The 25,663-nt window shown below is 42.9% G+C and carries 19 protein-coding genes; 9 read left to right on the forward strand and 10 right to left on the reverse strand.

Annotated features, from left to right (window positions below):
- Positions 1-305: 305 nt before the first annotated feature.
- Positions 306-4,604: an S-layer homology domain-containing protein gene (locus tag MKX60_RS00005; RefSeq protein WP_341058760.1), complete on the reverse strand. Its 4,299-nt coding sequence runs from the start codon at positions 4,602-4,604 to the stop codon at positions 306-308.
- A gap of 167 nt (positions 4,605-4,771) precedes the next feature.
- Here MKX60_RS00005 and MKX60_RS00010 point away from each other — a divergent pair, with 167 nt between their 5' ends.
- Entirely contained in the window at positions 4,772-4,897 is a 126-nt protein-coding gene (locus MKX60_RS00010) for a DUF4023 domain-containing protein (RefSeq protein WP_052404154.1), read from the forward strand.
- 112 nt (positions 4,898-5,009) lie between these two features.
- Here MKX60_RS00010 and MKX60_RS00015 read toward each other — a convergent pair whose 3' ends face one another.
- Entirely contained in the window at positions 5,010-5,714 is a 705-nt protein-coding gene (locus MKX60_RS00015; protein ID WP_339244981.1) for a hypothetical protein, read from the reverse strand.
- A 187-nt stretch (positions 5,715-5,901) separates the two neighbouring features.
- Positions 5,902-6,423, reverse strand: coding sequence for a GNAT family N-acetyltransferase (locus MKX60_RS00020; RefSeq protein WP_076287051.1), 522 nt, complete (start codon positions 6,421-6,423; stop codon positions 5,902-5,904).
- 164 nt (positions 6,424-6,587) lie between these two features.
- On the opposite strand from MKX60_RS00020, the gene mbcS reads away from it, so the two are divergent.
- Positions 6,588-8,183 carry an acyl-CoA synthetase MbcS gene (gene mbcS / locus MKX60_RS00025; protein WP_341060257.1) on the forward strand — a complete coding sequence of 532 codons (1,596 nt, stop codon included), beginning with the start codon at positions 6,588-6,590 and terminating at the stop codon, positions 8,181-8,183.
- Positions 8,184-8,260: 77 nt separating this feature from the next.
- On the opposite strand, the gene MKX60_RS00030 is transcribed toward mbcS, so the two are convergent.
- Together MKX60_RS00030 and MKX60_RS00035 are read right to left on the reverse strand one after the other, a co-directional pair.
- Positions 8,261-8,839, reverse strand: a complete 579-nt coding sequence (locus MKX60_RS00030) for a hypothetical protein (protein WP_341058761.1) — start codon at positions 8,837-8,839, stop codon at positions 8,261-8,263.
- Between the two features lie 11 nt (positions 8,840-8,850).
- Complete coding sequence (locus MKX60_RS00035) at positions 8,851-9,291, reverse strand: HEAT repeat domain-containing protein (protein WP_076120081.1); 441 nt, start codon at positions 9,289-9,291, stop codon at positions 8,851-8,853.
- 227 nt (positions 9,292-9,518) lie between these two features.
- Between MKX60_RS00035 and MKX60_RS00040 the strand changes: the two genes are divergently transcribed.
- From MKX60_RS00040 to MKX60_RS00050, 3 genes are read left to right on the forward strand one after another with little or no spacing between them, the layout of a single operon-like run.
- Entirely contained in the window at positions 9,519-10,007 is a 489-nt protein-coding gene (locus MKX60_RS00040; protein WP_076286174.1) for a DUF4358 domain-containing protein, read from the forward strand.
- A gap of 6 nt (positions 10,008-10,013) precedes the next feature.
- A complete protein-coding gene (locus MKX60_RS00045) occupies positions 10,014-11,399 on the forward strand; it encodes an MBOAT family O-acyltransferase (RefSeq protein WP_341058764.1) in 1,386 nt (461 codons plus the stop codon).
- A gap of 13 nt (positions 11,400-11,412) precedes the next feature.
- Positions 11,413-12,552, forward strand: a complete 1,140-nt coding sequence (locus MKX60_RS00050) for a DHHW family protein (protein ID WP_341058765.1) — start codon at positions 11,413-11,415, stop codon at positions 12,550-12,552.
- 716 nt (positions 12,553-13,268) lie between these two features.
- Here the strand turns inward: MKX60_RS00050 and MKX60_RS00055 are convergent.
- The 3 genes from MKX60_RS00055 to MKX60_RS00065 are packed head-to-tail and all read right to left on the reverse strand — an operon-like array spanning position 13,269 to position 16,591.
- Positions 13,269-14,678: a HAMP domain-containing sensor histidine kinase gene (locus tag MKX60_RS00055; protein WP_341058766.1), complete on the reverse strand. Its 1,410-nt coding sequence runs from the start codon at positions 14,676-14,678 to the stop codon at positions 13,269-13,271.
- Positions 14,662-15,309: a response regulator transcription factor gene (locus MKX60_RS00060; protein ID WP_076286170.1), complete on the reverse strand. Its 648-nt coding sequence runs from the start codon at positions 15,307-15,309 to the stop codon at positions 14,662-14,664. The genes MKX60_RS00055 and MKX60_RS00060 overlap by 17 nt, the downstream gene beginning before the upstream one ends.
- Before the next feature lie 10 nt (positions 15,310-15,319).
- Positions 15,320-16,591, reverse strand: a complete 1,272-nt coding sequence (locus MKX60_RS00065) for a glycoside hydrolase family 5 protein (RefSeq protein WP_256721744.1) — start codon at positions 16,589-16,591, stop codon at positions 15,320-15,322.
- A 156-nt stretch (positions 16,592-16,747) separates the two neighbouring features.
- On the opposite strand from MKX60_RS00065, the gene MKX60_RS00070 reads away from it, so the two are divergent.
- On the forward strand, positions 16,748-17,191 hold the full coding sequence (locus tag MKX60_RS00070; protein WP_076286168.1) for a hypothetical protein: 444 nt from the start codon (positions 16,748-16,750) through the stop codon (positions 17,189-17,191).
- Between the two features lie 81 nt (positions 17,192-17,272).
- Here MKX60_RS00070 and gshAB read toward each other — a convergent pair whose 3' ends face one another.
- Both gshAB and MKX60_RS00080 read right to left on the reverse strand, forming a co-directional pair.
- Positions 17,273-19,603 (reverse strand): bifunctional glutamate--cysteine ligase GshA/glutathione synthetase GshB, encoded by a 2,331-nt coding sequence (gene gshAB, locus MKX60_RS00075; RefSeq protein WP_076286167.1) that lies wholly within the window; start codon positions 19,601-19,603, stop codon positions 17,273-17,275.
- Between the two features lie 19 nt (positions 19,604-19,622).
- Positions 19,623-20,975, reverse strand: a complete 1,353-nt coding sequence (locus MKX60_RS00080; RefSeq protein ID WP_341058768.1) for an MATE family efflux transporter — start codon at positions 20,973-20,975, stop codon at positions 19,623-19,625.
- Between the two features lie 219 nt (positions 20,976-21,194).
- Between MKX60_RS00080 and MKX60_RS00085 the strand changes: the two genes are divergently transcribed.
- From MKX60_RS00085 to MKX60_RS00095, 3 genes are all read left to right on the forward strand, one after another.
- Complete coding sequence (locus tag MKX60_RS00085) at positions 21,195-22,100, forward strand: ArsR/SmtB family transcription factor (protein ID WP_341058769.1); 906 nt, start codon at positions 21,195-21,197, stop codon at positions 22,098-22,100.
- 18 nt (positions 22,101-22,118) lie between these two features.
- Positions 22,119-23,393, forward strand: coding sequence for an MFS transporter (locus tag MKX60_RS00090; RefSeq protein WP_341058770.1), 1,275 nt, complete (start codon positions 22,119-22,121; stop codon positions 23,391-23,393).
- 289 nt (positions 23,394-23,682) lie between these two features.
- A complete protein-coding gene (locus MKX60_RS00095) occupies positions 23,683-25,656 on the forward strand; it encodes a serine hydrolase domain-containing protein (RefSeq protein ID WP_341058771.1) in 1,974 nt (657 codons plus the stop codon).
- The last annotated feature ends 7 nt before the right edge of the window (positions 25,657-25,663 follow it).

Raw genomic sequence — 25,663 nt, forward strand, 5'->3', positions numbered from 1 at the left:
GTTCAGCCGTTCAATGTCAAGCTCTTTTTTCAACTTCTTTTTCGAGCTCGGCATGTGTGTTTCTCGGCCAGAAATAGAATATATCATGTATAGAGATTCATTGCAAGCATTATTTCAAAAAAACATATTATTTCATATTCCGTTACTTCTCCATCATAATAATCCGCTAACTTTGCTAGCTTCTTGGTCAGTGTAAGGTTTCATATAAAAATCTTATTAAACACAAAGGGGGTCTCAGCCGATTAGCTGAGACCCCCTTTGTTCGATACAAACTAAGCTTGAGTTCATTTCACGCAGATAATAGTTTACTTCTGCCCTTTTTCTAATAATGCAAGGATTACGGTAACCGCCTCTGCTCTTGTTGCCTTCTGGTTAGGTGCAAATTTATTCTGCCCTACACCATTCACAAGGCCTGATTTCGCTGCCGCTGCAATATACGGCACTGCCCATGCTGGTACATCCTTAGCATCATTGAAGGTTAATGTCGCTTTAGGATCTACCGTAATACCAAGAGCGCGTACAACCATAACTGCTAATTCTGTACGTGTTAGCTCCTGTGTAGGACGGAATGTTCCATCATCATAGCCACTGATAATTTGCAGAGATACAGCCTGTGCCACAAAAGACTTAGCCCATGCTGGAATCTTCGCAGAATCCTTAAAGCTTGAAGTGTCACCATTCTCCGGCAATTGCAATGCACGTGCCAGCATTGTGATAAATTCAACCCGATTTACTTTCTGATTCGGACGGAAAGTATCATCCGGATAACCACTAACGAAGCCAGCTGCTACTGCTTTCTGGATAACAGCAGCCGCCCAGTGATTGCTAGTATCCGTTAAAGATGGCTTACTTACTGGCGTCGCAGTTGGTGAAGGCGCCGTTGTCGGTGCTGGTGTAGCTGTTGGCGCTACTGTTGGTGTTGGTGTTGCTGTCGGTTTTATTGTTGGTGCTGTTGTTGGTGCTGTTGTTGGTGCTTTTGTCGGCTCTGTTGTTGGTGTTGGTGTTGGCGTTGGTGTTGGCGTTGGTGTAACTCCACCATTCTCATCGCCCTTAACAATACCGAACTCTTCAAGAACATATGGTTTAGCCTCATTAACATTCTGATCAATCTCATAAGATACAGCTGTCAGCTTCCCTGCATCTACAGTGATACCAACAAAGGTCTGAACTTGACCGCGTTTTGGACGCGTAGCATCACTTGGGTCCGCTCCGTATTTAGCTGCTGTATTCTCATTGGCCACTTCAAAGAGATTATAGTAAGCATCTCCCAATTCTTTCTTCATGTTCTTATAGTAAACCTTCGCTCCTGCCGTAGCTGGAATCAGATAGATTGTTCCATCTGGGTTTACTGTGTACTCTACCGTTTGACCATTGAAGCTCTCCTTGATTTTCACTGTGTCTGCTGCAGTTCCGTCAGCCTTGATTGGCTTGGTTCGTGCATAGATATGATCGTGACCTTGAAGCACCAGGTCAATACCCAGTTCAGCCATCATTGGAGCGACTTTCGCTCTTTCTCCATTAGCGCCCATAATATCTTTGTCAGTAGCGTGGTTAGAGGTTGTGTATGGTCCTTTATGCATAGCGACGATAATCCACTTCGCTCCAGCAGCCTTCGCTGCTTTTACATCGGCCTTCATCCAATCCAACTGTGCTTTGCTGAAGTTAGCATATTCATCCGAATTCTCATTCGTGTTCAAGACTACAAAGTGCGCATTGCTGTAATCATAGGAATAGTATGCTCCTGTTTCTGTTGGTGAGCCTGCGGCTTCCTTAATATTGTAGTGCTCATAGAAGGCATTCGCTTTATCCTCATGGTTCCCCGCAACTGGAACAATAGTGGTATTGAGCAAGGTTTCCTGCGAATGGCCAAGCAACCAATTCCATTGTGATTCATTGGTTCCAGTATCTACGATATCTCCGTTAATCGCCACAAACTCAGCATTCGGGAATGTCGTAAGTGCTTTTGCCATCGTTTCTCCAGAAAGAATAGCCTCATCTTCGGTCTTAGCTTGTGTGTCCGCCAGATCGATGAAAGTAAATGCACCTGTCTTAGCAGCTGTTTCGAAAGTTCCCACTGCACTCCACAATCCCAGTGCTTTATCACCTACACGGAAGTAGTATTTCGTATCAGCCTTAAGGCCATAAGCTTCAGCTTTATGAACTAATTCATCCTTTGAATTTCTGGAAACAGCTGAACGTCCTGTAAACTCAGCAGCTTTTGTAAAGTCTGGAGTAACGCCCGTGTTCTCTACAACCTGCAGGTCGCTTCCTGCAGATTTCAACGCTGTGTACCAAGTGAATCCTTTTGCACTCACTGGGTCGCCGTTAAAGGTAACTGTAACTTTTTTGATAGAATCGGTAGAAGCAATTTTAGCTTCTGAATTGGTTCTGTCACTTACCGCTTTGATAACAAATTGATAGGTTTGGTTCGGATTAGTATTTTCTACAGTGTAACTATAAGAAGTTTGACCTTCCGTATTAGGAACACTGACCGTCCAGTTTGCAGATACCAGATCATTTTGCTCATAAATGCGATATCCTGATACCGGTGCACCGGATGCAGGCGCATCCCAAGTTAACGTGATTTTACCACCATCTGCTACAGTAGCTTTTGCATTTTGCACAGGTTTAACAGCTACGTCAGACTTATGAATGCTGTATTTATCATACAAGTCAGTAGATCCACCAGTTGTCGTGGTGTAGGCTTCGTATGAAAATTCATTATTCGTTACAGTCATCCCTGTGAACATTTCCTTACCAGGCTGCTCGTATTTAGCTGCAAAAGGAAACGGACCTGCGCCAACATTATATTTTTTATTACCCGCTGCATTTGTAATCAGGTATAACGTACCCTTAGGATCAGTTACCACTCCGTTTTTGTCCGGCTTAATATCCGTCAACGGCTGATTGTTGTACATTTGATAGCTTCTAGTATAGGTGTGGTCATGTCCTCCGATAACCATGTCAATACCAAGCTCATCAAATACCTTTGTCAAATTAGCTCTGTAATAGAGTACATCTGTATCATTTGTGTGACTGGCAACTGAATAAGGTGATTTATGCAAAAGCACAACCTTCCACTTCTGATCGCTTTTCGCGGCTTCACTGCGCAGCCACTCTACTTGTTTTTTGTAAATTTCGTTATTCTCAAGACTCGAGCTAGCACCATAATATTCTGTATTAATAACCATAAAGTGTGCTGATCCGTAGTCAAAAGAATATACAGAGCCATCTGGTTTTGCGCCCGTATTCGAGACATTAGGTAAATTAAAATGAGTTGTGTAATTGCTATAACTCTTACTTTCATGATTACCTACCAGTGGAACCAATGGGATATTTGCTAGAATATCCTTTGGTTTATTGAAGAACCATCCCCATTGCTCCTCAATATCACCGTTGTCTACCAAATCACCGGAATTCAGAATGAATTCACTTGTCGGGAATTTAGCCAATCCCTCTTGAAGGGTATGATTCCAAATATCAAAATCACCTTCAGTTGTTCCTTGAGAGTCCGTTGTATATAAGAACTTAAATGCCTGATTACTGGAGCTTTCTGTTGTAAACGTTCCGATGTCACTCCAATTGTCAGCTTGTCCATCCCCAGCACGGTAAGCATACTCCGTTCCCGGCTGCAGATGATCAGCAATGACCTTATGGCTAGTCAGTACAACTGGTTTTTTAGCTGACTTATCCGCTTTGGTCATATACACGCTTGTTGTAACCGATGTTCCTTCGTAAGTTTGAGCACCTACCGGGAACTGACCGTCCACTAATTTAGAAGCTTCTACTACTTCAAGCTTGGTACCCGTCACACTCTCAGGTGCATACCAGTTGAATCCCATACTAGTCTGAGGGTTTCCGTTAAAAGTCAGTGCGATGGACTCAGGCTTACCAACTCCAGGTTCTACAGGCTCTACTACCGGATAAGCAATCAGGTTCATATCCCAATAGAGGTCAGAGCTACCATCACTTGACTGATGCACCTCAGCTGAAAGCTCATTACTTCCGTCCTTCAAGTTAGCCTTTACTACTTCGGTAAGGTCTACCTTGGTATATTCGTTTGGATCACTTAAGTTAGTTGAACTTTTTGTTTGAAAATTAATTTCGCCCGCTGGCATAGCCTCACGGTAAATTTCTTTACCGTTCAAATATAGTACAGCTCCGTCATCAAATGCGAAGTTACCCAAGATTTTATCGGATTTCGCAATCTCTTCCTTATTCACCGTTACGTTTGTACGGAAGTAAGAAGTACGATATTTCATACTCTTATTAGAACCGTAGCTTATATTTGTGTTCAGAGCACCAAATTGCTTACTGCTGACTCCGGATCCACTATCTTTATAACCAAGCGGTGCTTGGCCAGACGCCCATGTTGAATCATCGTACACGGACCGCCATACCGTCCCTTGATCTGTTCCGTGATCTAGATACTTCCACGTAGAATTCCCTGCCAATAATGTAACAGGCTCTAACGATTGTAATTGCAGTAGTCCAGCATCCCCATTGCTGTCTTCAGCATAAGCTGGTATTCCTGTGAATGTAATTCCCAGTACCATAACGAAAGCTAAGGTCATGGATACAGCTTGTTTAAATAACCTGTTCATAATCAGTCTCCCTTACTGTTCTATGAAATGCTTGCATCCATTTATAGTAACTATTAAATATTTTCGCAATGTCTTTATAAACATAGAAGTTTGTAAAGTACATCGTGTATGTATTCTTACAAAAGTGGTTACAGTAACGGCAAGGTTGCCAATCAAGGAGGATAAACATGGACGATACTCATGCTTTTGTAGAAAAAGTACACGATACCCAAAAGAAAGCTGAAAAGAATAAAGAAAATCACGGTAAAAGTACACCAAGTCAAAAGCTGCCAAATAAACAGCACAGTAAGTAAAAGCGTTTAAATCATTGGCTTCCAAACACGACAAAGAAGCAGCAAGCCTCTCCAACTATGGGAGACTTGCTGCTTTACTTTTTAAGGCACAAAGATAAGTGCTAATGAGGGCTTATTTCGTCCATTTCACTACATTCACTGCTACTTTCTCTAATTGCGTCTTACTCAGTGTTTTATTCGGGGAACTAATAGTAACAAAACGATCATCCAGTTTATAGGTCAAGAACAACGAATCGGTGGATGGACTATACCATTTAGCTTCGGTTCCGTTAGAGAGCTTTACGGTTTCACCTTTATATTCGTAAGCGTAATCACGAGGAGAAATATTCACCTTCATCTGCTTAAACAGAAAGTTCACACCATCATCTGAACCCACTACTTTTTGAAATGCGTCTCCACTCACCATTTGAGTAGGTGCATAGGCTGTTTCAAAACCTTGGAAATTAGCGAAGGCTTTAACAATCTCTTCTTTCTGAGTGTTGCTGTATTGTACTGGAGTCAGAGAAATAGTGTCAGTCACCGAGCCTCCTGTGCCAAGAATAACCTGATTGTTCACCGCATCAAAGGTCACAGGCACCTTCATTACATCAGCAATCGCACGTACAGGAAGATAGGTTGTATTGTTATACGTAATTGGTGCCAGTGCATTTCCTTTATTATCAACTGGCGTATAAGCCGTGCCATTCACCTTAAATCCTATGCTGTGATTGAGATATGCCGTGATTTTCTGAAGTTTAGTTCCTGCGTACACACCGGCTGATCCTGTGACTACCATCCCAAACACCATTGTTGCTATAATTATTTTTTTGTTTTTCATAAGTAAGCCCTCCTCGAAAGTTCCATCTTTGTTCTTACTTTAGCTCAAACAAAATAAGATTATGTCTCTAAGTTGTTTCTTACTTGTACCCATTTTGTAATTAAAAAAATCAAAATATCATTAATTCAAAAAAAATAAAAACAGCAACCCGCTTGTCCTAAAAAGGATCGTACGGATTGCTGTTAGATTAACTTTGATACGGCGTTGTAACCTTATACACTTCTGTATATAAAATTTCTCTATAAAGATTGAATTCTTCTACATCGACAGGGTTAGGGTAAGTCATAATTTGAAGCGGTAAATCCGCATTTCCCTCACGCAGAGGGGGCTGCACATAAGCATAAGGATTCAAATGGAAGCCCAGTCGCTCATAAAAGCCAATTCTCCGTTGTTCCATTTCACCCAGTGGCGGCTCTACTTCAAGAAGCACAGGCTTGCCCGACTGACGGATATATTCTTCCATCAGCTTTTTACCAATGCCCCCACCTCTTATACTTGGGTCCACGGCAATATGTTCTACAAATCGAAATCCTGGAAACTCCCAGCAAGCTATAAAAGCAATGATTTTCCCCTCAGCATTCACTTCGGTAATCAATCGGTAATGTGAAACATCCAATAACTCCTGTTGTCCCTCATAGGTTCTGATCTCGGAGGTAGGAAAAGAGGCTTCCATAATGGCGAATATTTCATCAAAAGTTGTGTGATTCATAACATAGTTCTCACTTTCTGGATTTATATTTACACAAGTTATCTTAACCTTCTGAACCCTATGATATCAAATTTAGGCATCAAGGTACTAGTACCTGGTACTAGGATAACGTGCTATACTAAGCATAACAGTTATACACATCTTGTTTTATATAGGAGAGGTTCATATTGAATAATCAGCAGTGGATCGCACCTGAGTACTACAATCTCACTTCGGAAATGGAACGTCATGCTCCGGAAAAGATTGCACTTAAGTGGTTGAATGAACAAGGAGACTACGAGGAGATCACTTACGGAGATCTTCGCAAGCAAGCTAACCGACTTGCTGGAGGGCTCGCAGCAGTTGGCCTCCAGCAAGGGGATCGTGTTCTTGTAATGGTTCCACGCCGAATCATCGCTTATGTCATCTATTTAGCATGTCTGAAGCTAGGACTTGCCATTATCCCTTCATCAGAAATGCTTCGCGCTAAGGATTTATCCTATCGTCTGCGGCATTCCGAAGCCAGAGCCGTTATTGCCTGGTCCGAGATCACTGATGAAGTTAATAAAATCTCGGACGATCTGCCTGCTCTGGATTACCGTCTTTCCGTATCCGGCGCCCCTGACGAGCTCGGTCATGGATGGCTAGATCTGGAAAGTCTAATGATTAATCAGCCAGATATGTTCACAGCAGTCGAAAGCCACCGGGACGATATGGCAATCTTGGCATATACCTCTGGAACAACCGGCAACCCCAAAGCAGTCGTTCATAGTCATGGCTGGGGTTATGCTCACTTGCGGATCACATCGCCTCAATGGCTCGATATTAAAGAAACAGACACCGTCTGGGCAACAGCGGCACCGGGCTGGCAAAAATGGATCTGGAGCCCCTTCTTATCCGTCCTTGGCAACGGGGCGACTGGGTTTGTATATAGTGGATCTTTTCATCCCAAAAAATATTTGCAGCTGCTGCAGGATCACAACATCGAGGTATTATGCTGTACGCCAACTGAATATCGTTTGATGGCCAAGTTAGAAGATCTCAGTCATTATGACTTGTCCCACCTTCGCTGCGCAGTTTCCGCTGGAGAGCCTTTGAATCAAGAGGTCATCAACACCTTCCAACGTGAATTCAATATCACGATTCGTGATGGTTATGGTCAAACAGAAAGTACGCTTATCATCGGAACACTCAAAGATACTCCTATTCGGATAGGTTCTATGGGTAAGTCTATTGCTCCGGGGCTAGTTGAAGTAGTAGACGAAGACGGCATTCCGGTACCTGCTGGAGTCGTTGGAGATATCGCAGTACACTTAAGTATGCCAGCGTTATTTCATACCTATTACAAAGATCCTGGTAGAAAAGAAAGCAGTACTCACGGTGAGTTCTTCATAACTGGAGACCGGGCACGGAAAGATGAAGAAGGTTATTTCTGGTTCGAGGGCCGTGGAGATGACATTATCATTAGCTCAGGTTACACCATTGGTCCTTTCGAAGTAGAAGAAGCCCTTATGAAGCATGCTTCGGTTAAGGAATGCGCGGTCGTTGCTAGTCCGGATGAAATCCGCGGACATATCGTTAAAGCTTTTATTGTACTAAAAGATGAGACCGCCGCTTCTCCTGAGCTTGTGAAGGAGCTGCAATCCCATGTTAAAGAGTGGACCGCTCCTTATAAATATCCACGCAAAATCGAGTTCATTCAAGATCTTCCAAAGACGACCTCCGGAAAAATACGGAGAGTAGAGCTTCGTGAGCAGGAGAAACGCGCTGCGCACGAGTAACATAACAGTAGATTTTAAAACAAAGAGCAGCTAGTCCGTAATCGGACTGCTGCTCTTCTTTATAGGGTATTAGCTCGTTACTCGGACCAATATTTCGCATCTGGGTTCAGAGCCGCGCCTACTTCGCCCTCTTTTACTAAATCGCAATCGAGGTATCCCTCTTCATCCAGGAAATAAACTTCCTGCTTGTAGAACTCACATAAAGTCTCCAGGAACTTTTCTGGTGATTCATACATCACAATCAGATCCCCAAAATCATGCAGCAGGTCACATACACGTTCCACACCATCTGTAGATTTGTAGTAACAAATGAAGTCGCTACCGTAGTTCGTTAAGATCGGCAAGATAACGCCATCCACTTGATGGCCTTTTTCCTCCAATATTCCAGTTAAAATCTTCATCTCTGCTTCATATTCATTAATATGAATTAGACGATACCCTGGAATAAATTCGATTAGACTTGGTTCTTCTTCCTCACTGCTTGTACCTGAAACTATGCTATAAATAACTTTCAGTAGTTCAGGGGCTTCTGGAACAATCACCGTCATCTTCTCTTCATTATCACCCTTGCCTAAGCTGGCAATATAGTCAGGACGTAAGTCAGCAGAAAGCTTAAGATATTCTTGAAATTGTTCTGTTAATTTGTTGGTTTGCATGTTGTCATCCTTTACTTGTTCGCGGAAGTCCACATCTTCATCAGCCACGCGTCGAAGTCATCGCCCTTTTCGCCTTCATAAGTGTCGTAAACGTCGATTCTCATCTTCTTCAGCTTCTCTTTGAAATCTTCGTACGAATGATCTCTTGGCAGGCTCTTCTTGATTCTCAGGAGTATTTTGGATACGCCTTTTACTAGCTCCGGTTTATTCTTGGAAGGTGCTTTAACATCTTCGCCGAATGCCTTCAGTTTAAGGTAAGCAGCTTCTTGAACTGTATATACAGGATCGCTCTCCATTAAACGCGTCAGGATATCGATAATTTGTTTGTGGTTCGTCTGACCCAGTTCTTCAACTGCTTCTAGACGTGCTCTCCAATCCGCAGAGCGGTTGGCAGCTTTCTTTAATTCCTCGTAATTCTCCGGTAGTCCATTATTGTTCAGTTCTTCGATCATTCCGTTCAATCCCCTTCTATTCAAAACTATCTATCTAACATTAACAGTATAACCAACCATTGCGCAAGCTAAGAGAGGAAGATCTTTGCATGACCTTTTCCTTCAAACATATTTCCACAAAATTGGGGTAAAGTATTCGAAAGAAAGTGTCCCGCAACATTCTATAGACTCTTTACGTTAGTTAACTAGAGAAACGTAGATCAAACACACCAAGGAGAGTGACCTAATTGAAAAAACATACCTTCATTCTAGCGTTAACTATTGTATTAAGTGTAATGCTTAGCGCCTGTTCCAGTAGTAACAATGAAGCAGTTGTCGAAACCAATCTGACGCCGAAAGAAATGATCGACGAGATGCTCGCAAAAGTGGAACAGCCTTCATTAATGGAAGTTGAAGAAGATATGGTGGCTCAGCTGTACCATCTAGCTCCATCATTACTTGAAGATTATAGCATTAGAATGCCAATGATGAATGTGAAAAGTAACGAAATTGCCATTTTAAAAGTTAAAGATGCAAAAGATATCTCTACTGTCGAAACCGCCGTCAAAGAGCGTGCGACTGATATTCAAAAGCAATTCGAACAATACCTTCCGGATCAGTATGTGAACGCCCAAAATTATAAGCTGGTCACAAAAGGCAATTACATCTTATTCGTGATTTCGGAGAGTGCTGATCAGCTGGTGACTGAATTTGATACCTTGTTTACTAAAAAATAATTAGCGATGGTATTCAGCAGCCTACTGTTCCTATTCCTGTTCCTGCCGGCTGTCCTTGCACTCTACTATGTTTCGCCTTGGCGAATCAAAAACCTCATATTGTTCTTAAGCAGTCTGGTGTTTTATGCTTGGGGCGAACCCGTCTACATTGTAATTATGTTGCTGTCCACCATTACGGATTACGGCTTTGGTCTACTTCTTAGTAGACCGAAGCTAACTAAGGTACAGCGCAAGTGGATTGTGGTAAGCTCTATGGTTATTAACCTGGGCTTATTGTCGTATTTCAAATATGCAGATTTTCTCATCCAAAATGTAAACGAACTCCTCGGTACTCATATCCCATTAACTGATTTACCACTACCTATTGGGATTTCGTTCTATACCTTCCAATCCATGTCGTACATCATTGACGTATACAGAGGAACTGCTAAAGCACAGCAAAATTGGATTGATTTCGGTACGTTTGTAGCCTTGTTCCCACAATTAGTAGCCGGTCCTATCGTTCAATACAACACCATTGCAGAGCAATTACGAGCGCGTTCGGTGGATATCCCCATGTTCGCAGAGGGTGTACGAAGATTCATTATCGGACTAGCCAAAAAAGTGCTGCTTGCCAATAACATCGGTTTGCTCTGGCACACCATCTCCAGCTCCAATCTAGATTCCATGCCTGCTTTAACCGCTTGGATTGGCATTATTGCATTTGCTTTTCAGATCTATTTTGATTTCAGTGGATATTCGGATATGGCGATTGGCCTCGGACTTATGTTCGGCTTCCGCTTTAACGAGAACTTCAACAAACCTTATATTTCACAGAGCATTACCGACTTCTGGCGGAGATGGCATATTTCCCTTAGCAGTTGGTTTCGTGACTACGTATATATCCCGCTTGGAGGCAACCGCCGGGGTTTAGGCATTCAAGTGCGCAATATCCTCATCGTCTGGCTGTTGACGGGAATCTGGCACGGAGCAAGCTGGAGTTTTCTACTCTGGGGATTATACTTTGGGGTTATTCTTATCTTTGAAAAATGGTGGGGATTAAAGCTACTGAGCCGCCTACCGCGCTGGGTTAGGCATCTATATGCCATTGTACTTATTCTCGTCGGATGGGTCTTGTTCGCCTTTGAAGAACTTCCATTGGTGCTTAGTTATTTGCAAGCGATGCTCGGCTTTAACGGTCAGCCATTGTGGGATACCACTACTTTATACTTCACTTACACAAATGCGATTCTACTTGTGGTACTAACTTTAGCATCCGTGCCTTTGAAACTCTTCAAGCGTATGGATGATAGAACGATCCCTTCTCTGATTTGGTATGGTGTGCTGTTCTTCCTATCTGTCGCTTACTTAGTGGATGCTACCTTTAACCCATTCTTATATTTCCGATTCTAGGGGGTGATTGTTTATGAAGCAGAGAACGGATCGAATACTAGTGGTAGGATTTGTCGCGACGCTGTTTCTGGTGGGTATAACCTTTTTCTTATTGCCAGTTCAACGTTTCTCTGAGCTAGAAAACCGATATTTGCAAAGCGCTCCCCAACTGACATGGGACAATTTATTATCCCACACCTACGCGGAAGAGGCAGAAAACTTCGTAACCGATCACTTCCCTTTTCGCGCCAAATGGGTATGGGTGAAATCGGCGGTGGAGCAAATGAGGTTGCAGCAAGAGAATAACGGAATTTATAAGGGGAAAGACGGCTACTTATTCGAAAAATTCGAGGCACCTGATCACAATAAGGTTCAGCAATATACAGCGGCTGTGAAGCGTTTTGCCGATAAAAATGCTGAAGCCAAAACGACCTTTCTGCTTGCGCCGACATCGGTAGGCTTGTACAACGAGCGTCTTCCCTGGTTAGCACCCGTATATTCGCAAGCCGAGGTGAATCAAACGATTGCTGAGGATGTAGGGGATAGCCTTACTTTTATAAATGGATTTAATGTTCTTGCTCCTCATGCCGCAGAGGACATTTATTATCGGACCGATCATCACTGGACAACCTACGGCGCTTATTTGGCTTACGTAGCTTATGCTAAAAGTATGGGATGGCAACCTCTGTCCCAGAGCGAATTCGAGATTGAGACGGTAAGCGATTCGTTCCTTGGAAGCTACCATACGCGGAGTCAATTCATTGGGGTGGCACCAGATTCCATTCAAGTGTATAAGCCTGTTCATGATGTATCCACCAAGATGCATATTGTAGATACAGGTGAGACTTTAACAAGTATGTATGATTCAAGCTATTTGGAGAAAAAAGATAAGTACTCTTATTTTCTAGGGGGCGTTCATGCCCTCATGAAAATCACAAGCCAGCTTGATCCTAAAGTGATCAAACAGGAGAAGCTACTCGTCATCAAGGACTCCTATGCACATAGTGTAATTCCTTTTCTGACTCAGCATGTACCGGAAATCCACGTGATCGACATTCGTTATTATAACGGGAGTATCAGTGAGTACATGGCTCAGAATGATATCAAGGATGTATTGATGCTGTTTAATACAGCTACCTTTGTTGATAATGCTTCGATCTTGAAGCTGAATTGATGGTAGGGCGATGAATATGGTGATGGCTGGTGAAGAATAATGGTGATTGTGTGATGAATATGGTGACGGGGCGATGAATATGGTGATTGTGTGATGAATATGGTGACGGGGCGTAACTGCGGGAATGTTTGGACTTACGGTCGCTGTTGTCTCCAGATGTTTTTGATTTTACCGCTATCAGCGGATAACATCCGGAGACAAAGGCGAACGCTCCGCTCCTACAGTTCCAAAATTCCCTCCGTTACTTTTCACCATATTTATGGGTTAAATCTAAAAACCATTCACGATTATGTGTAGAATCGTGTCTCTGCTGATAGCTTTAAAGCGAATGAATCCTCCTTGAAGGAGTGCTTCATTTATTATGAGCTGCAATTCAATTCCACTAGCATTGCATTAAGCTTCACATCACACCACTTTGCGGATTAGGGAAATCCTCCCTAAAATTAGTCAATTATCGGCTCAATTTGTGACTTTTAAGGAAATCCTCCCTAATAAATACGAGAATACCCTCTTTATGAATGAAACAACCTGATAATTGGGGAGATTTTCCCTAATTATCGCTTGGAGCACGATTAATCTCACATAATTAGGGAGGCTTTCCCTAATCTAAACATTTAATCATTGATAGTGCCTGATACATATTCATTATGAGGTTGATTAAGAGTGAAAGAGTTGCAACAGTAACTGAAGATTTCTTAAGGGACATTTTCCTCCCACTAGCAATTATTTTCTGTAACCTCAACATCAAACCAAACACTAAAACTAATATACGAGTCCTCTAATGTGGCTTCATATTTTAGATCATTCTTAGCTAGAATCTCCGCGACGATAGACAGGCCAAGTCCAGTTCCTGAGATTTCTTTATTCCGAGACTCCTCAATGACATAGAACGGGTCCCAAATATACGCTAAATGCTCCTCTTTCAGGCGCGTGGTTTTATTAGTAATGGTGAATTTCAGTGCATCGTGTATGTCACTCGCTAATGAGATGCTAAAGACATTCTCTTCCCCATATTTAATGGCATTACTAATTAAGTTGTTGAATACAATTTCTATCTGGCTGCTATCCTCCTCAACGATGGATCGTTCAACCGAATGGAAGTCGGTCTGTAAGATCAGGTTTTTATTTTTAAGCGTAATGTTATATTGTGAGATCACTTTGAGCAGAAGCTCTTTAAGATCGAATTTTTCTTTATACACTTCGGTCTTTTGAATCTTGGACAGTTTAATTAAGTAATCCACCATATCAGACGTATACTTCACCTGTTCCAAAATGATATCCGTATACGTACCATCATCCAAATCGTCTTGAATGCCAATGGTATACGCCTGGATTAAGGATAACGGTGTTTTTACCTCGTGTGAAATGCTTGAGATCAGTGTGTTTAAGCTTTGATTTTTCTTCTCCAGCTCTGCATGGGCACTTTTCAGGCGCTGACTCATCTGGTTAATGCTCTTTGATAATTCTTCGATTTCATCCCCCGACTTAATCGTCACTTGTTTAAAATCAAGATTGGAGATATCCTTCGCTACATCCTGCAATTGCTCTAACGGAGTAATGATTTTCCTCGAAAAATAAGCCACTAACAGCAAACTGATAATAATCCCCAAAAGAATGGAATAGAAGCTGAATTGGTTTACGATGTTTAAAGCATCTGTATTGTGCACAACCACTGTGCCGATGAGGATTAAGCTACCATCCTGCTCATATATTTTCGTTAACAGGCTGGACTTCAATTTCCCCTGATTAAATAATAGATTCACCGTTTTTCCTTCATTTACCTTTTGCAAAACTTCTTCCGTAATCCAGAACTTATTAAGTGCCACTTTATCTTTGTACAACGCAAATTGAATGTTCTCGTTGATTATTGTTGCGCTTCCGTTGTTCTCAACCCTAACTATCGTTACATTGTTATTGTTCTCGATCGCTGTTTCTTTCTCCATGAGCTGATCCAGGCTGAGATCCTTTACTTCGTCATAAATGTCGTTAATTTTGGTTTTCATTTTGTAAAGGTAATAATCGGACGAGAAAAAATTGTGTAATGAATAGGACGTCCCAAACACAATCAGCAGAATAATACTTACCATAATCAATAACTTCGTGCTTATTTTATTGATTTTTATCATGGAAGCTGTACCCCATTCCCCTGTGTGTGATTACGTGGTCAGCCCCAATCTTATCGCGTAATCTTTTGATATGTGTATCCACGGTTCTCTCTTCACCAAGATAATCCATTCCCCAAACGGAAGATAACAAAGAATCTCTGGACAAAATCCGGCCTTTATTCTCATATAGGAAGGTTAGCAGTTCAAACTCTTTTTTATATAGGGACAGCTCCTCCCCATTCTTGAACACTTTTTTTCGCTCAAAATCAATTTCTAAATCCCGTATAGCAGCTACTTTTTCGGTACCCAGCATTTTTTTGATTCTCAGCATTAAGATCCGTGGATCGAATGGTTTTCTTATATATTCATCTGCACCGATATCTAATGCGCTAAATTCATCGTCATGGGAAGATCGAGCGGTCAACATGACCACCTTAACTAAACTAACCTGCTTGATTTCATTACACACCTCAATCCCGCTTCGCTTAGGCATCATCCAATCCAGTACCACAAGGTCGATCTTATTCGAAAAAAAGAGCTCCAGCGCCTCCTCCCCATCCGCTGCTACCCAAACGTTATAGCCCTCTTTTTCGAAATAAGTCTTCAATATAGTGGTCATATGTTTCTCATCATCGGCAATTAGAATGTTCAAGTAGCATCATTTACTCCTTTCCTTCAATTCCTTTCTTCAATACTTCCCATATCGGGCTATCGACTACTTTTCGAGGAGGCTGTTCGCCATTCTCTATCGCTTGCCAATATTCCCAGGTTGGGGGCTTACTTCCCAATTCATAATCCATACCGTCCCAAGTATCCTCGCGGAAAGCATAAAACGCCCAATGCCAGCCGAAATCATCAAAAATCGAAATTAAATCAGCCATGTATTGATCTGCACCTTTTACTAATCGATTCGTTCCAAACTCTTCTGCAACAATCCGATTTGCGGGGATGTTATGTTCCTTTGCCCACTGCGCAACAGGTTCCAGAAATTCCTTTAAGGCTTCCTCGTTAAAAGCTTTTTCCGTTTTATTATCCCCGACCTTTATCGTTCCAGGATACTCATAGGTAAGCCCTTTTTTCTTATTTTGACTGGTTAGCTCGTAAGGCTCGTACATATGAAAAGCATACAACACATTCTCATCATCGATCGGTTTTAAATATTTAAAAGCCCAAGGTGTAGCATACAGCCCAGAATTTACGATAATTGGTGTCTTCGTATCTACGGTACGAATAGCGGTCACTATCGTCTCATATAAAAGATTCAAATCCGCAGGGGTATTCTCTACTGAGCTATACCATTCGCTGTAGTCCTGTGTCCAGAAGTCATTAAATCCCGTGGCGGTCTCTGGATGTGGCTCATTTATCAGGTTATAACCGATTACCGCAGGATGATCTTTCAACCGGCTTGCTAGATCTCTCCAAAACACTGCCGCTTGTTCATGATAACTGAAATCTTTCCATATCCGGTCATCATTTTTGTAATTATTGAACTGCCTCCAGCGATCTCCGGGGAGACTGAGGACGGTCAGCACCACTTTGGAGCCCCGAGCCTCGGCTGCATCTAAGTCCGCTTTTAACTCGGCAAAATCCTCCTCAACAATCCCTTCATACTTATCTGCATTCCCTATTAGAAAATCTTTATCCGGGTTCGCATCCGGTTTGTCATTAAATAAATAGTCACTGTCTTTTGCCCATTTATCTGGTGCCAAACGAATGAATTCAATATTTTGCTCTTTGGCAGCATCATAGTTTTCCGGTAAAGATTTTGAATTCATGAAATTGGTTCCTTTTCTCTGGCCCTCCCAGAAGGCTAACTTCTCATTCCTTTCTGTCTTCTCTTCCTTCTTCAGTTCTGGATTGGCTTGTGATGGTACCGAACTGCATCCGACAACCAACAATAAGATCAACACGATAAAAGCTTTAGATTTCTTCATTTTCTCACCTCGTAGCATATCGTAGCGAATCTCTGTTACAAGAGTGTCACAAGGGGTCGGAATCAAGCTCTACAAGTAGGTAGCTGATGAATTTCATACGAATCCAAGAATCGAACCTTACTCTTTCATATTCTATTTCTAGGAGGTGAGTATAATATGACCATTCAGTTTGTAGATTTAAGACTTTCCAACCAAGCTGCTTCGGATGCTACACCAGCAGTTATTCCACTAGCAGCGACTCCCCTTGTTTTTGGGGATATTGGTATTCAGACCGCAGGCGTATCGGCAGATAATCAAGGCAATGTCCGCATACTTTTGACTGGATTTCTAAAAGTAGAAAACAATCCTCTTTTCAACACTAATACCGTTAATGTTCGCAGAAACGGAACCATCATTTTCACCACAACATTTGGTGTTGCGATCAGCAGAGAAAACGAGGCTTTCGGCTTTACAGCAGTAGATGTTCCACCGCCAGCAGCGGTCGCAGCAGGTCAAATTCAGTACACGGCGGAGATCTTCACTAATGCTGCTGCAACAGATCCCTTTAATAATGTCCAAGCCAGAAACTTTAGCGGCGTTGCAGCAGCAGGTAACTTCTAGGATTAATATGCAGCGGGTGGATGAGCGAATTGTGTCGTTTAATAACAGAAGCTCAACCAAAAGTACTGGTTGAGCTTCTGTTCATTCTCCAAACAACAGATCCAAAATCCGTTCATCCGCTTGGCGGTTCTTGCCTTTAAAAGGATAACAGTGGATATGAATCGCTGGATTAAAATTGATCTCAATAATGCTGTAATTGGTATCGCTAGCCTCTTCCCTAATATCATCAATCATCATGTCTACTCCACAAATAGTGGCCCCTGCAGCTTTAGCTGATTGAATGGCTAGATCTTTATAGCTGTCCGGAATCTCATCAGTAAAGTCTAAGCTATCTCCACCGGTACTAATATTCGAATTCTCCCGCAGGTAGATGATCTCATTCAATGGAGGGATATCGCTCCAAGTCATAGTGTGATTCTTCAACAACATCTCTTCTGCTTCGCCAATCCGAATCTTCTCAAGCGGAGTTTTGTAGCCACGACCTCTTAGCGGATCCTTATTCTTTTCGTGAACCAGCTCTTCTATTGTATGTACACCATCACCGACCACATTCGCCGGAACCCGGTGCAATACTCCGACTACTTCATCGCCCATGACTAGAAAACGATATTCTTTCCCCGTCATAAATTCCTCAAGCAGCACTGTTCGATCATGCTCGAAGGCAATTGCGAAGGCTTTTTGATAATCTTCTTTGGAGAAATCATCTGTAAAAATAGTAATGCCGAGTCCAAAGTTGGTTGATTTGGGTTTGATCACTATTCGCTTATTACGATAAGTGCCATATGCATTCATTGCCGCTTCCAGATCTCCAAATGCCTCACCTGAGGGAACACGAATGCCTTGTTGTTTGAGAACTTCCTTCGTAACAATTTTATTCTCCATAATTAGTATCGTGCTGTAAGAATCCAGGGATGTCTTCGTAGCCTGCTTAACGTATTCTTTATGATCGCCTTTCGTAAGTACAACGAAGTTCTCTTCCCGATCGAGCAATTGGAACTTAATCCCACGTTTAACCGCTGCCTTCAGCAGAAGCTGTGTAGATAGCTCCAAATCCTCATATCCTACAAATCGGTATCCATTCGCAAGACTTTCCTTAGCATATTGTTTGGCTTTATTCAGATGATATTTAATAAAAGAGGATTGTTGAACTTCCGACTTCACAATCCCCGCAAAGCTCTGATCTGGATTTAGAATCTTATCCTTAGCTCCGTTCAGAACGTTCGAGAGCTGTTTATCCTCTGGGTTCAATAGCTGAATCATATCCTGCATTTCTTGCATACAAATTAAAGCCTTCTGTTCCATTGTCCCGCAAGAATCTCCGTAATCATGCAAACAGCCTTTGATCCCCTCCATGATCAATTGATCATGATTAAGATTCGCCATCTTCTGATCCTCTACTCCGAACGGTTCATCCTCTTTCAATAGCATATACAGGATAAACAGATGAATGAAAGTCATTGATTCTTTGCTAATTCCTATTTTATAGAGTGGATTGAGATCAATAAAACGAAGCTCCAAATAGGCAATCCCATCCTGCAGCAGCTCCTCTAACGGATGTTTACCTCTTGCCGTCTTCACTCTAACCGGGCTATAGAACTCTTTTACACTTAATAATTCTTCCGATTCAATCAACGCTTGTAAATCATGTACATATTCCGTAAGCGAGTCAAAAGACACATAGAGAGGCTTTTCATTCCGATACCCGCATTCGCTATTTCGCAGTGAATTCATATTCAGATAATAGAAGCTTTTTTCATCATCTGATTCACCACGTGCCACACATTGCTCCATATAAGTCTTATCAAAAACAGGACTAGCACCTGTTAAAAAGATTAGAAGCCAGCGGTATCGCAATAGGTTGCGGGCTATTTTTAAATAGGTAGCATCTTTGAAATCTTTAAAGCTCTTTTGTGGATCTGTGATATCATGAAGCTTTTTTAGAAATTGTTCATCAAAAGAGAAATTATAATGGATCCCACTCAGCAATTGTCTTTTACGACCATACTTTTCGGCTAACTGATGTCTATACTCGTCCTCTACCGGATTACCCATTTTGGCAATGGGAATGTCCTTATCATTCGGCAGCATGGGAGGATTACTACTCGGCCACAGATATTCTTCATTAAGCTCTAGCGACACAATATCCTGCAGCGCCTCCAGAAAGTTATAAGTCTCTTCAATAGAATCAAAAGAGGGTGTCACCATTTCAACCTGACTCTCTGAGAAATCCGTTTGAATATAGGGGTTCTCCAGCTTGTTTCCAAAGGCTTTTGGATGTGGTGTCAGCGCAAGTCTTCCCTCTGGATCCACTCTGACATTTTCTTTTTCCAGTCCAAATTCTCCGTGAAAAATCTCCTTATTCAAATGGTTATCCTTTAAAAGCTGTATGAGTTTACGATTTAATAAAGCCATTCCTACGCTCATCCTTTGCTTAGTAGTTTGCCTGCTGTTTATTCATTCTGAACAAAGATCTTCTAAACCAGAACACAAGAATAACACCCTTGAACACACTGCTTAGCGCAATCGACATCCACACCCCATTCAAGCCAAAAGGTTCGGATAAGAGTAGGGCTAGTGGAATTCGGAGTGCAGTAAATGAAATACTAAAGATCGGTGGGATGTGGGTTTGACCCATGCCGTTAAAAGCACCTACTGTCATCAATTCCATACACATGAATAATTGTGAGTAACCGATGATCCGCATATAATCTGCGCCCAATTCCAAACTTGTCTGGTCTGATAAAAACAATGAAAATAGCTGCTGCGGGAACGCAATAAATATAAGCGACACGATCACGCCAAAAATGGAGGTTAAAATTAAGGCCTGACGATACCCCTGCCCAATACGATCGAAGCGACGTGCTCCATAATTTTGACCAAAAAAGGCAGCAATAGCTCCCTGTAGTCCGCCAATGGTCATATAGGAAATGGATTCAATTTGGATTCCTATTTTTTGAACCGCAATAGCATCCGCTCCAAATCGTACAATGATCTTGGCAATGATGATTGATATGATCGTAAAGGTGACCCGTTGGATCGTTATTGGTAGCCCCATGCGGATGACTTCTTTCATTTGACGACTGTCCCACGCGGATGTGTTTGAAATGAGTTCTGACTTTCTTGTCTTCAGGATAAAAAGAGCCGTAACCAAAATGTTCGCCGTTAATGTTGCAATAGCTGCCCCCGCTACTCCCCATCCTTCAAAACTGCCCCAGCCAAAAATCAAAAATGGATCAAGGACAATATTAACCATAAGACCAATGGAGAAGATCTGAAACGGTTGTTTACTATTTCCCATAGCGTTTAAGAGCGTTGCGAATAACGTATTCACGATGGAAAATACCGATCCAAATATCGAAATCACTAGAAATTGTCTAGCCATCCGCTCTACTTCATCACTTCCAAGATCAAAAAAACCAATCAACTGATTCTTAGTTAATAGCACTAAACTCATATAGAGAAGTCCTAATAAAATAGACATCATAAATCCGTTCTTTATATAAGATTTAGCCTTCTCTAACTGACCAGATCCCATACAATGCGCCACCTTAATCCCTGTGCCGATCGTAACCATAGTCGATAAAGCAATCGCTAGATTAATGAAAAAACTCGCTGTACCAATCGCGGCAACCGGACCACTTCCTAATCTTCCAACCCAAATCATATCGACTAGACCATAAGTAGTAGAGATGAAATTCGTCGCAATAATCGGAAGCGTTAATTTCATTAAGGTAGGCATTATAGGACCCTGAGTCAAATCGTTTGTGTCCTTCAAGTCCTTCAAGTCTAATTACACCTTCTTCATCTAATTTCAAATCCATTATATAACCGCACACTTATATAATCAATTGATTATATTTGAATAATATTTTGAGTTCGGATTTTTCGGTGAAATGGCTATTGAAAACAACGAGTAGTTCGTTTACAATAAAACCATTAATAAGTTCTATATTTATAGAACTAATAACAAGTTCAGTATTTCACTGAAAGAATGGAGCAGCTCTTGGATTATAAAGTAGAGGTCGATTTTGCACCCATGTATGAATGTGTTAGTAGTATGACTGCTTTTCTAAGTAAGCAGAACCATACTGCCATGGATTCCGGTAAGCTCTGGGTACGCGATGTTCAAGCCAGATTCGCGCCAATGCTGCTACGTAAAATGCAGGAAGTCGTTAAGAAACTTGATGATTTCAGTTTGGCTCCCTATATTTGGTGCTGTCCGGGAGAGCGTTCGGTAGAGGGGTTTTTGGAGTGGTTCGATGGTTTATCTTCGGGCGAACTGTATGAAATCTCCGGACGTTTCGGCCAATCGGTCCCTTCCAATCTTGCGGAGCTTAGGGACACTGCCGCTGACATCCTCCGCGAATGGAACTCAGGTTACTTCAGTGGAATCGATCCTAATATCATCAAAGGGCTTGAGCAAGAAGCCGAATCAAGACGCGCGATGCTAAGCGGGAACAATGATATGGAAGTCTTTGAAGCAGCTACTGCTGGAATGCGCCTTTATCCAACCGAACATCTGAAGCAGGTCATTATCATTCCGCAATATCATGCTCGTCCACTGGTTACGACCGCTATGTATGATGAATTCGTATTCACCAGCTACTCTTGTGATGCTCTCCCTCCGGAAGCTGGACGGCCTGCTCCAGCATTACTCCGCCTTACCCGAGCGCTGTCAGATGAGACGCGGCTGTTTATCCTTCGTTTGCTCACAGGCAAACAGCTCAATTTCACAGAAATCGTACGTGAGGTCGGACTTTCCAAAAGTACAATCCACTACCATCTTATTGCACTGCGCGCAGCTGGCCTGGTCATTGTCCATAGCAATGTTAAGAGCACTTCGTACAGCCTACGTTTAGAAGCCTTAAACGGACTGCCTCAGCAGATTGAGGCGTATTTGGAGAGTTAAGAAAGGAGCTACCAAGCAATGATAAAACGCAGCTATTATGGTCTACTCTCCACCATCACTTTAAGCGCTTTTGGAGATGCTTTTGGCTTACTGGCTATGGAATGGCTCGTCTATGAGCTAACCGGTTCTAAGCTAGCGATGGGAGCACTCGCGCTCAGCTCCGGCATACCTGAGCTGCTGTTGCGCTTGCTCGGTTCACCGTTGTCCGATCGGCTGCACCGGGTCCGTTTTATGGCCTTCTTGGCAGCCATTCGCTTGCTGGCTATAGCACTGCCACTCGGCATGGGCCTGGCTGGCCAATTGCAGCTGTGGCATCTGTTTGTCGCCGCGGGTCTCAGCGGATCTTGCGCCGCATTGTTCATGCCAACAGCGATGGCTGTTATTCCTGGCGTTGCCGACAGCCGGAAGCTGGTGCGAGCTTTTGCTATCATTGATGGCAGCAAAAGCGCAGCAGTCCTGCTGGGGCCTGCCTTAGCAGGTGCGTTGACCGCTACTAGTGGAGCGCTGCCCGCCCTTGGCATCAACATGATATGTTACGCAGCCGCCATCACTACCTTGCTGTGCTTACAAAAACTACCGAAACCTTCTCCAGCCCCAGGTAGTTTCTCCATCACCGTTTACGTTCGCGAGATAGCCGAGGGCTTTACCTTCTATAAACAATTTCCTGCAATGCTTACGATTATGATCATGGCCTCCATCAGTAATTTAAGCTCAATTGCCGTCTGGACGATGATGGTCCCTTTTGTACGCGAAGTGCTCCACCGCGATGCGGCCACGATGGGCACGCTAAGTACAGTTTTCGCACTGGGAACCTTAGTCGGGCTAAGTGTGATTTCCATGATAGGGGAAATTAAAAAAAGACGGCTTGTCATGCTTAGCAGTCTGGGGACCATAGGTTTAGTGACTACCTTATGGGGGTTATTCCCTAGTTTTTCTTTTGCTCTCGCCGCTGTATTTGCTACTGGGACGTTAGGTCCCTTCTTCGGTTCCTTAAGCTCTTCACTCCATGGACGTCTAGTTCCGAGCCATCTGCAAGGAAGAGTCAATTCTATTCGCTTTCTGATCGGTGGCGGCTTGCAGCCTTTTGGTGCTTTTGCCGGTGGCGCGATTGCCCAGCATTACGGGGTGCCCGCACTTTTTATAATCGCCGGACTGCTTCCAATGCTCTGTGCTAGCGCAGCCTTGCTTCTCCCCGGACTCAAAGCGCTGGATGGTGACCTTTCCATCCTTGAGGCCACCCATAGGCGCCCCGTTGTGGAAGTTCCGTCACAAGGTGTTGTAGCTGAACGATAAGTGGGGATATGTAGAAGAGTTCACTGATTCTAATAGAAACAGCGATAACCTAGGACAAGGAAATCACGTCCTAAACTACCGCTGTTTATTTTAATTTATCAGGCAACAAAAAAGGAACCTGGAATTTCAATTTTTTCACAATAGACTACCCTCTGTCGTTGAAGGCGGTGGATGGCAGTCTGTTTTTTTATAGTCTTGTTAACGTTCCATTCACACTACTCTGATAATGTCTATAAGCGTTAGGTGGATGATCATCCAATCCCAATAAATGATGATGCGGAGGATAATAATGTTAACTTCTATAAAAAAAAGACTGATCGCTGGTCTAACCCTATTGGCTGTGATTAGTGCCGGATTAGGCGCAAGCCTGGTGTTGCCCGGGAAACAGGCATCGGCCGAGACTAAGACGGATCAAACCGCGCTAACTTTAACTCAGACTGAAGCCCCTGCCAATCTCGATGATACCGAGAGTCTGACCACCTTCGTTGATGGCATCATGGAAAAAGATATGAATCGGCTACAAATTCCGGGAGCCGTAATCTCCATCGTAAAAGATGACAAGATTATTTTGGCTAAAGGTTATGGTAGTTCCAATCTAGAGGCAGCAGCCCCCGTTGACCCGACAACCAGCATGTTTCGAATCGCTTCAACGACAAAGCTGTTCACCTGGACAGCGGTGATGCAACTGGTCGAGCAAGGCAAAATTGATCTAGACACGGATATTAACACCTACCTGAAATCAGTGAAGATCCCTGCTACTTATCCTGAACCTATCACTATGCGCCATTTGATGACACATACAGCAGGGTTCGAAGAAGGTGGAGTTGGTTATCAAATCACTACAGACCCTGCCAAATTGCCGGGGTCAATCTCTGAAACACTCAATAAGCATATGTTGGCACGGGTAAGACCACCCGGACAGATAAGTTCTTATTCGAACTACGGTGCTACACTCGCAGGTCTAATTGTAGAGGAAGTTAGCGGTGTTCCTTACAATGATTATATAAAGAAATATATTTTCGATCCGCTCGACATGAAATATTCGACCGTAGTAGAACCTTTGCCGGAGTCATTCATGCCCAACAAAGTTGTGGGGTACAACAGCGAGAACGGTAGTTTTATTCCAGGAACACCTACCTTCGAGGGCGGCTTTCGTCCTGCCGGCTCGGGTACAGTATCAGCAGTAGATATGGCGCATTTCATGATCGCCCATCTGCAGAACGGGAAATATGGTGATCAGCAGATTCTGAGACCCGAGACGGCAGAACTAATGCATTCAACGGCGTTTCAATTTGATAAACGTCTGCCGGGAGTGGATCTTGGGTTCGCAGAGAATCAAATCAATGGGCTCACGCTGATCACTCATGGTGGTTCTGACCCCATGTTTAATACGGGATTGTATCTTGTGCCTGCCAAGCATGTAGGCATCTTTGTATCCTACAACGGCGGTGAGGGCGGTGATTCCGCAGCAGACCTCATCCAAGCCTTTTTCAACCGCTACTACCCTGCTCCTGATGCGAGTCAGGCTGAATTCATCGCTTCTGATGAATCTATTCAGAAATTTGCAGGAGCCTATCAATTTACCCGCAGAAACATCAGTGATATTGATAAGTTTTTCAACTTTTTCGCTCAGCTGAATGTCTCGGTTGAGGATAATAAGCTATCCTTGGGAAGTGGTAGTGAACAACAATTGTATAATGAAGTCAGTCCGAATATGTTCCAACTCGAGGGAGGTACCGAACAAATTGCCTTCCGCACGAATGAGTCCGGTAAGGTTACACATATGATCTTAGGGATGGCACCGGATATGCCGCTGGAGCGTACGCCTCTCTTGGATCAGAATAAATTTTGGTTTATCGTACTAGGGTTCTCGGGGTTGATTTTCATCACTGCATTGCTCGGACTAATCTTCTCCAAACGCAAGATTAAGGCGATGACGCCACCTGAAAAGTGGGCCATCCGCCTATCTGCGGGAACTGCTGGTTGGGCACTGCTATCTTTCGTCACGATATTTATGGTGGTTATGTCCATGGACATGATGCAGAAGTTCAGCGGGATCAGTCTTTCGCTTTATCTCAGTTTAGTTATGCCAATCATTTTGGTTGGTCTGACTTTAGCTTTACTAATCTCGGCTATACTGGTTTGGAAGAATAAATACTGGACAGCTTTAAAGCGTGTGCATTATACGTTAGTGACGCTTTCGGCTGTGGCAATGACTCTGTTCTTCTACTATTGGAACCTGTTGGGTTGGCAGTTCGGATAACACCATT

The organism is Paenibacillus sp. FSL R5-0914 (genome assembly GCF_038004525.1).
GTDB lineage: Bacteria > Bacillota > Bacilli > Paenibacillales > Paenibacillaceae > Paenibacillus_AQ.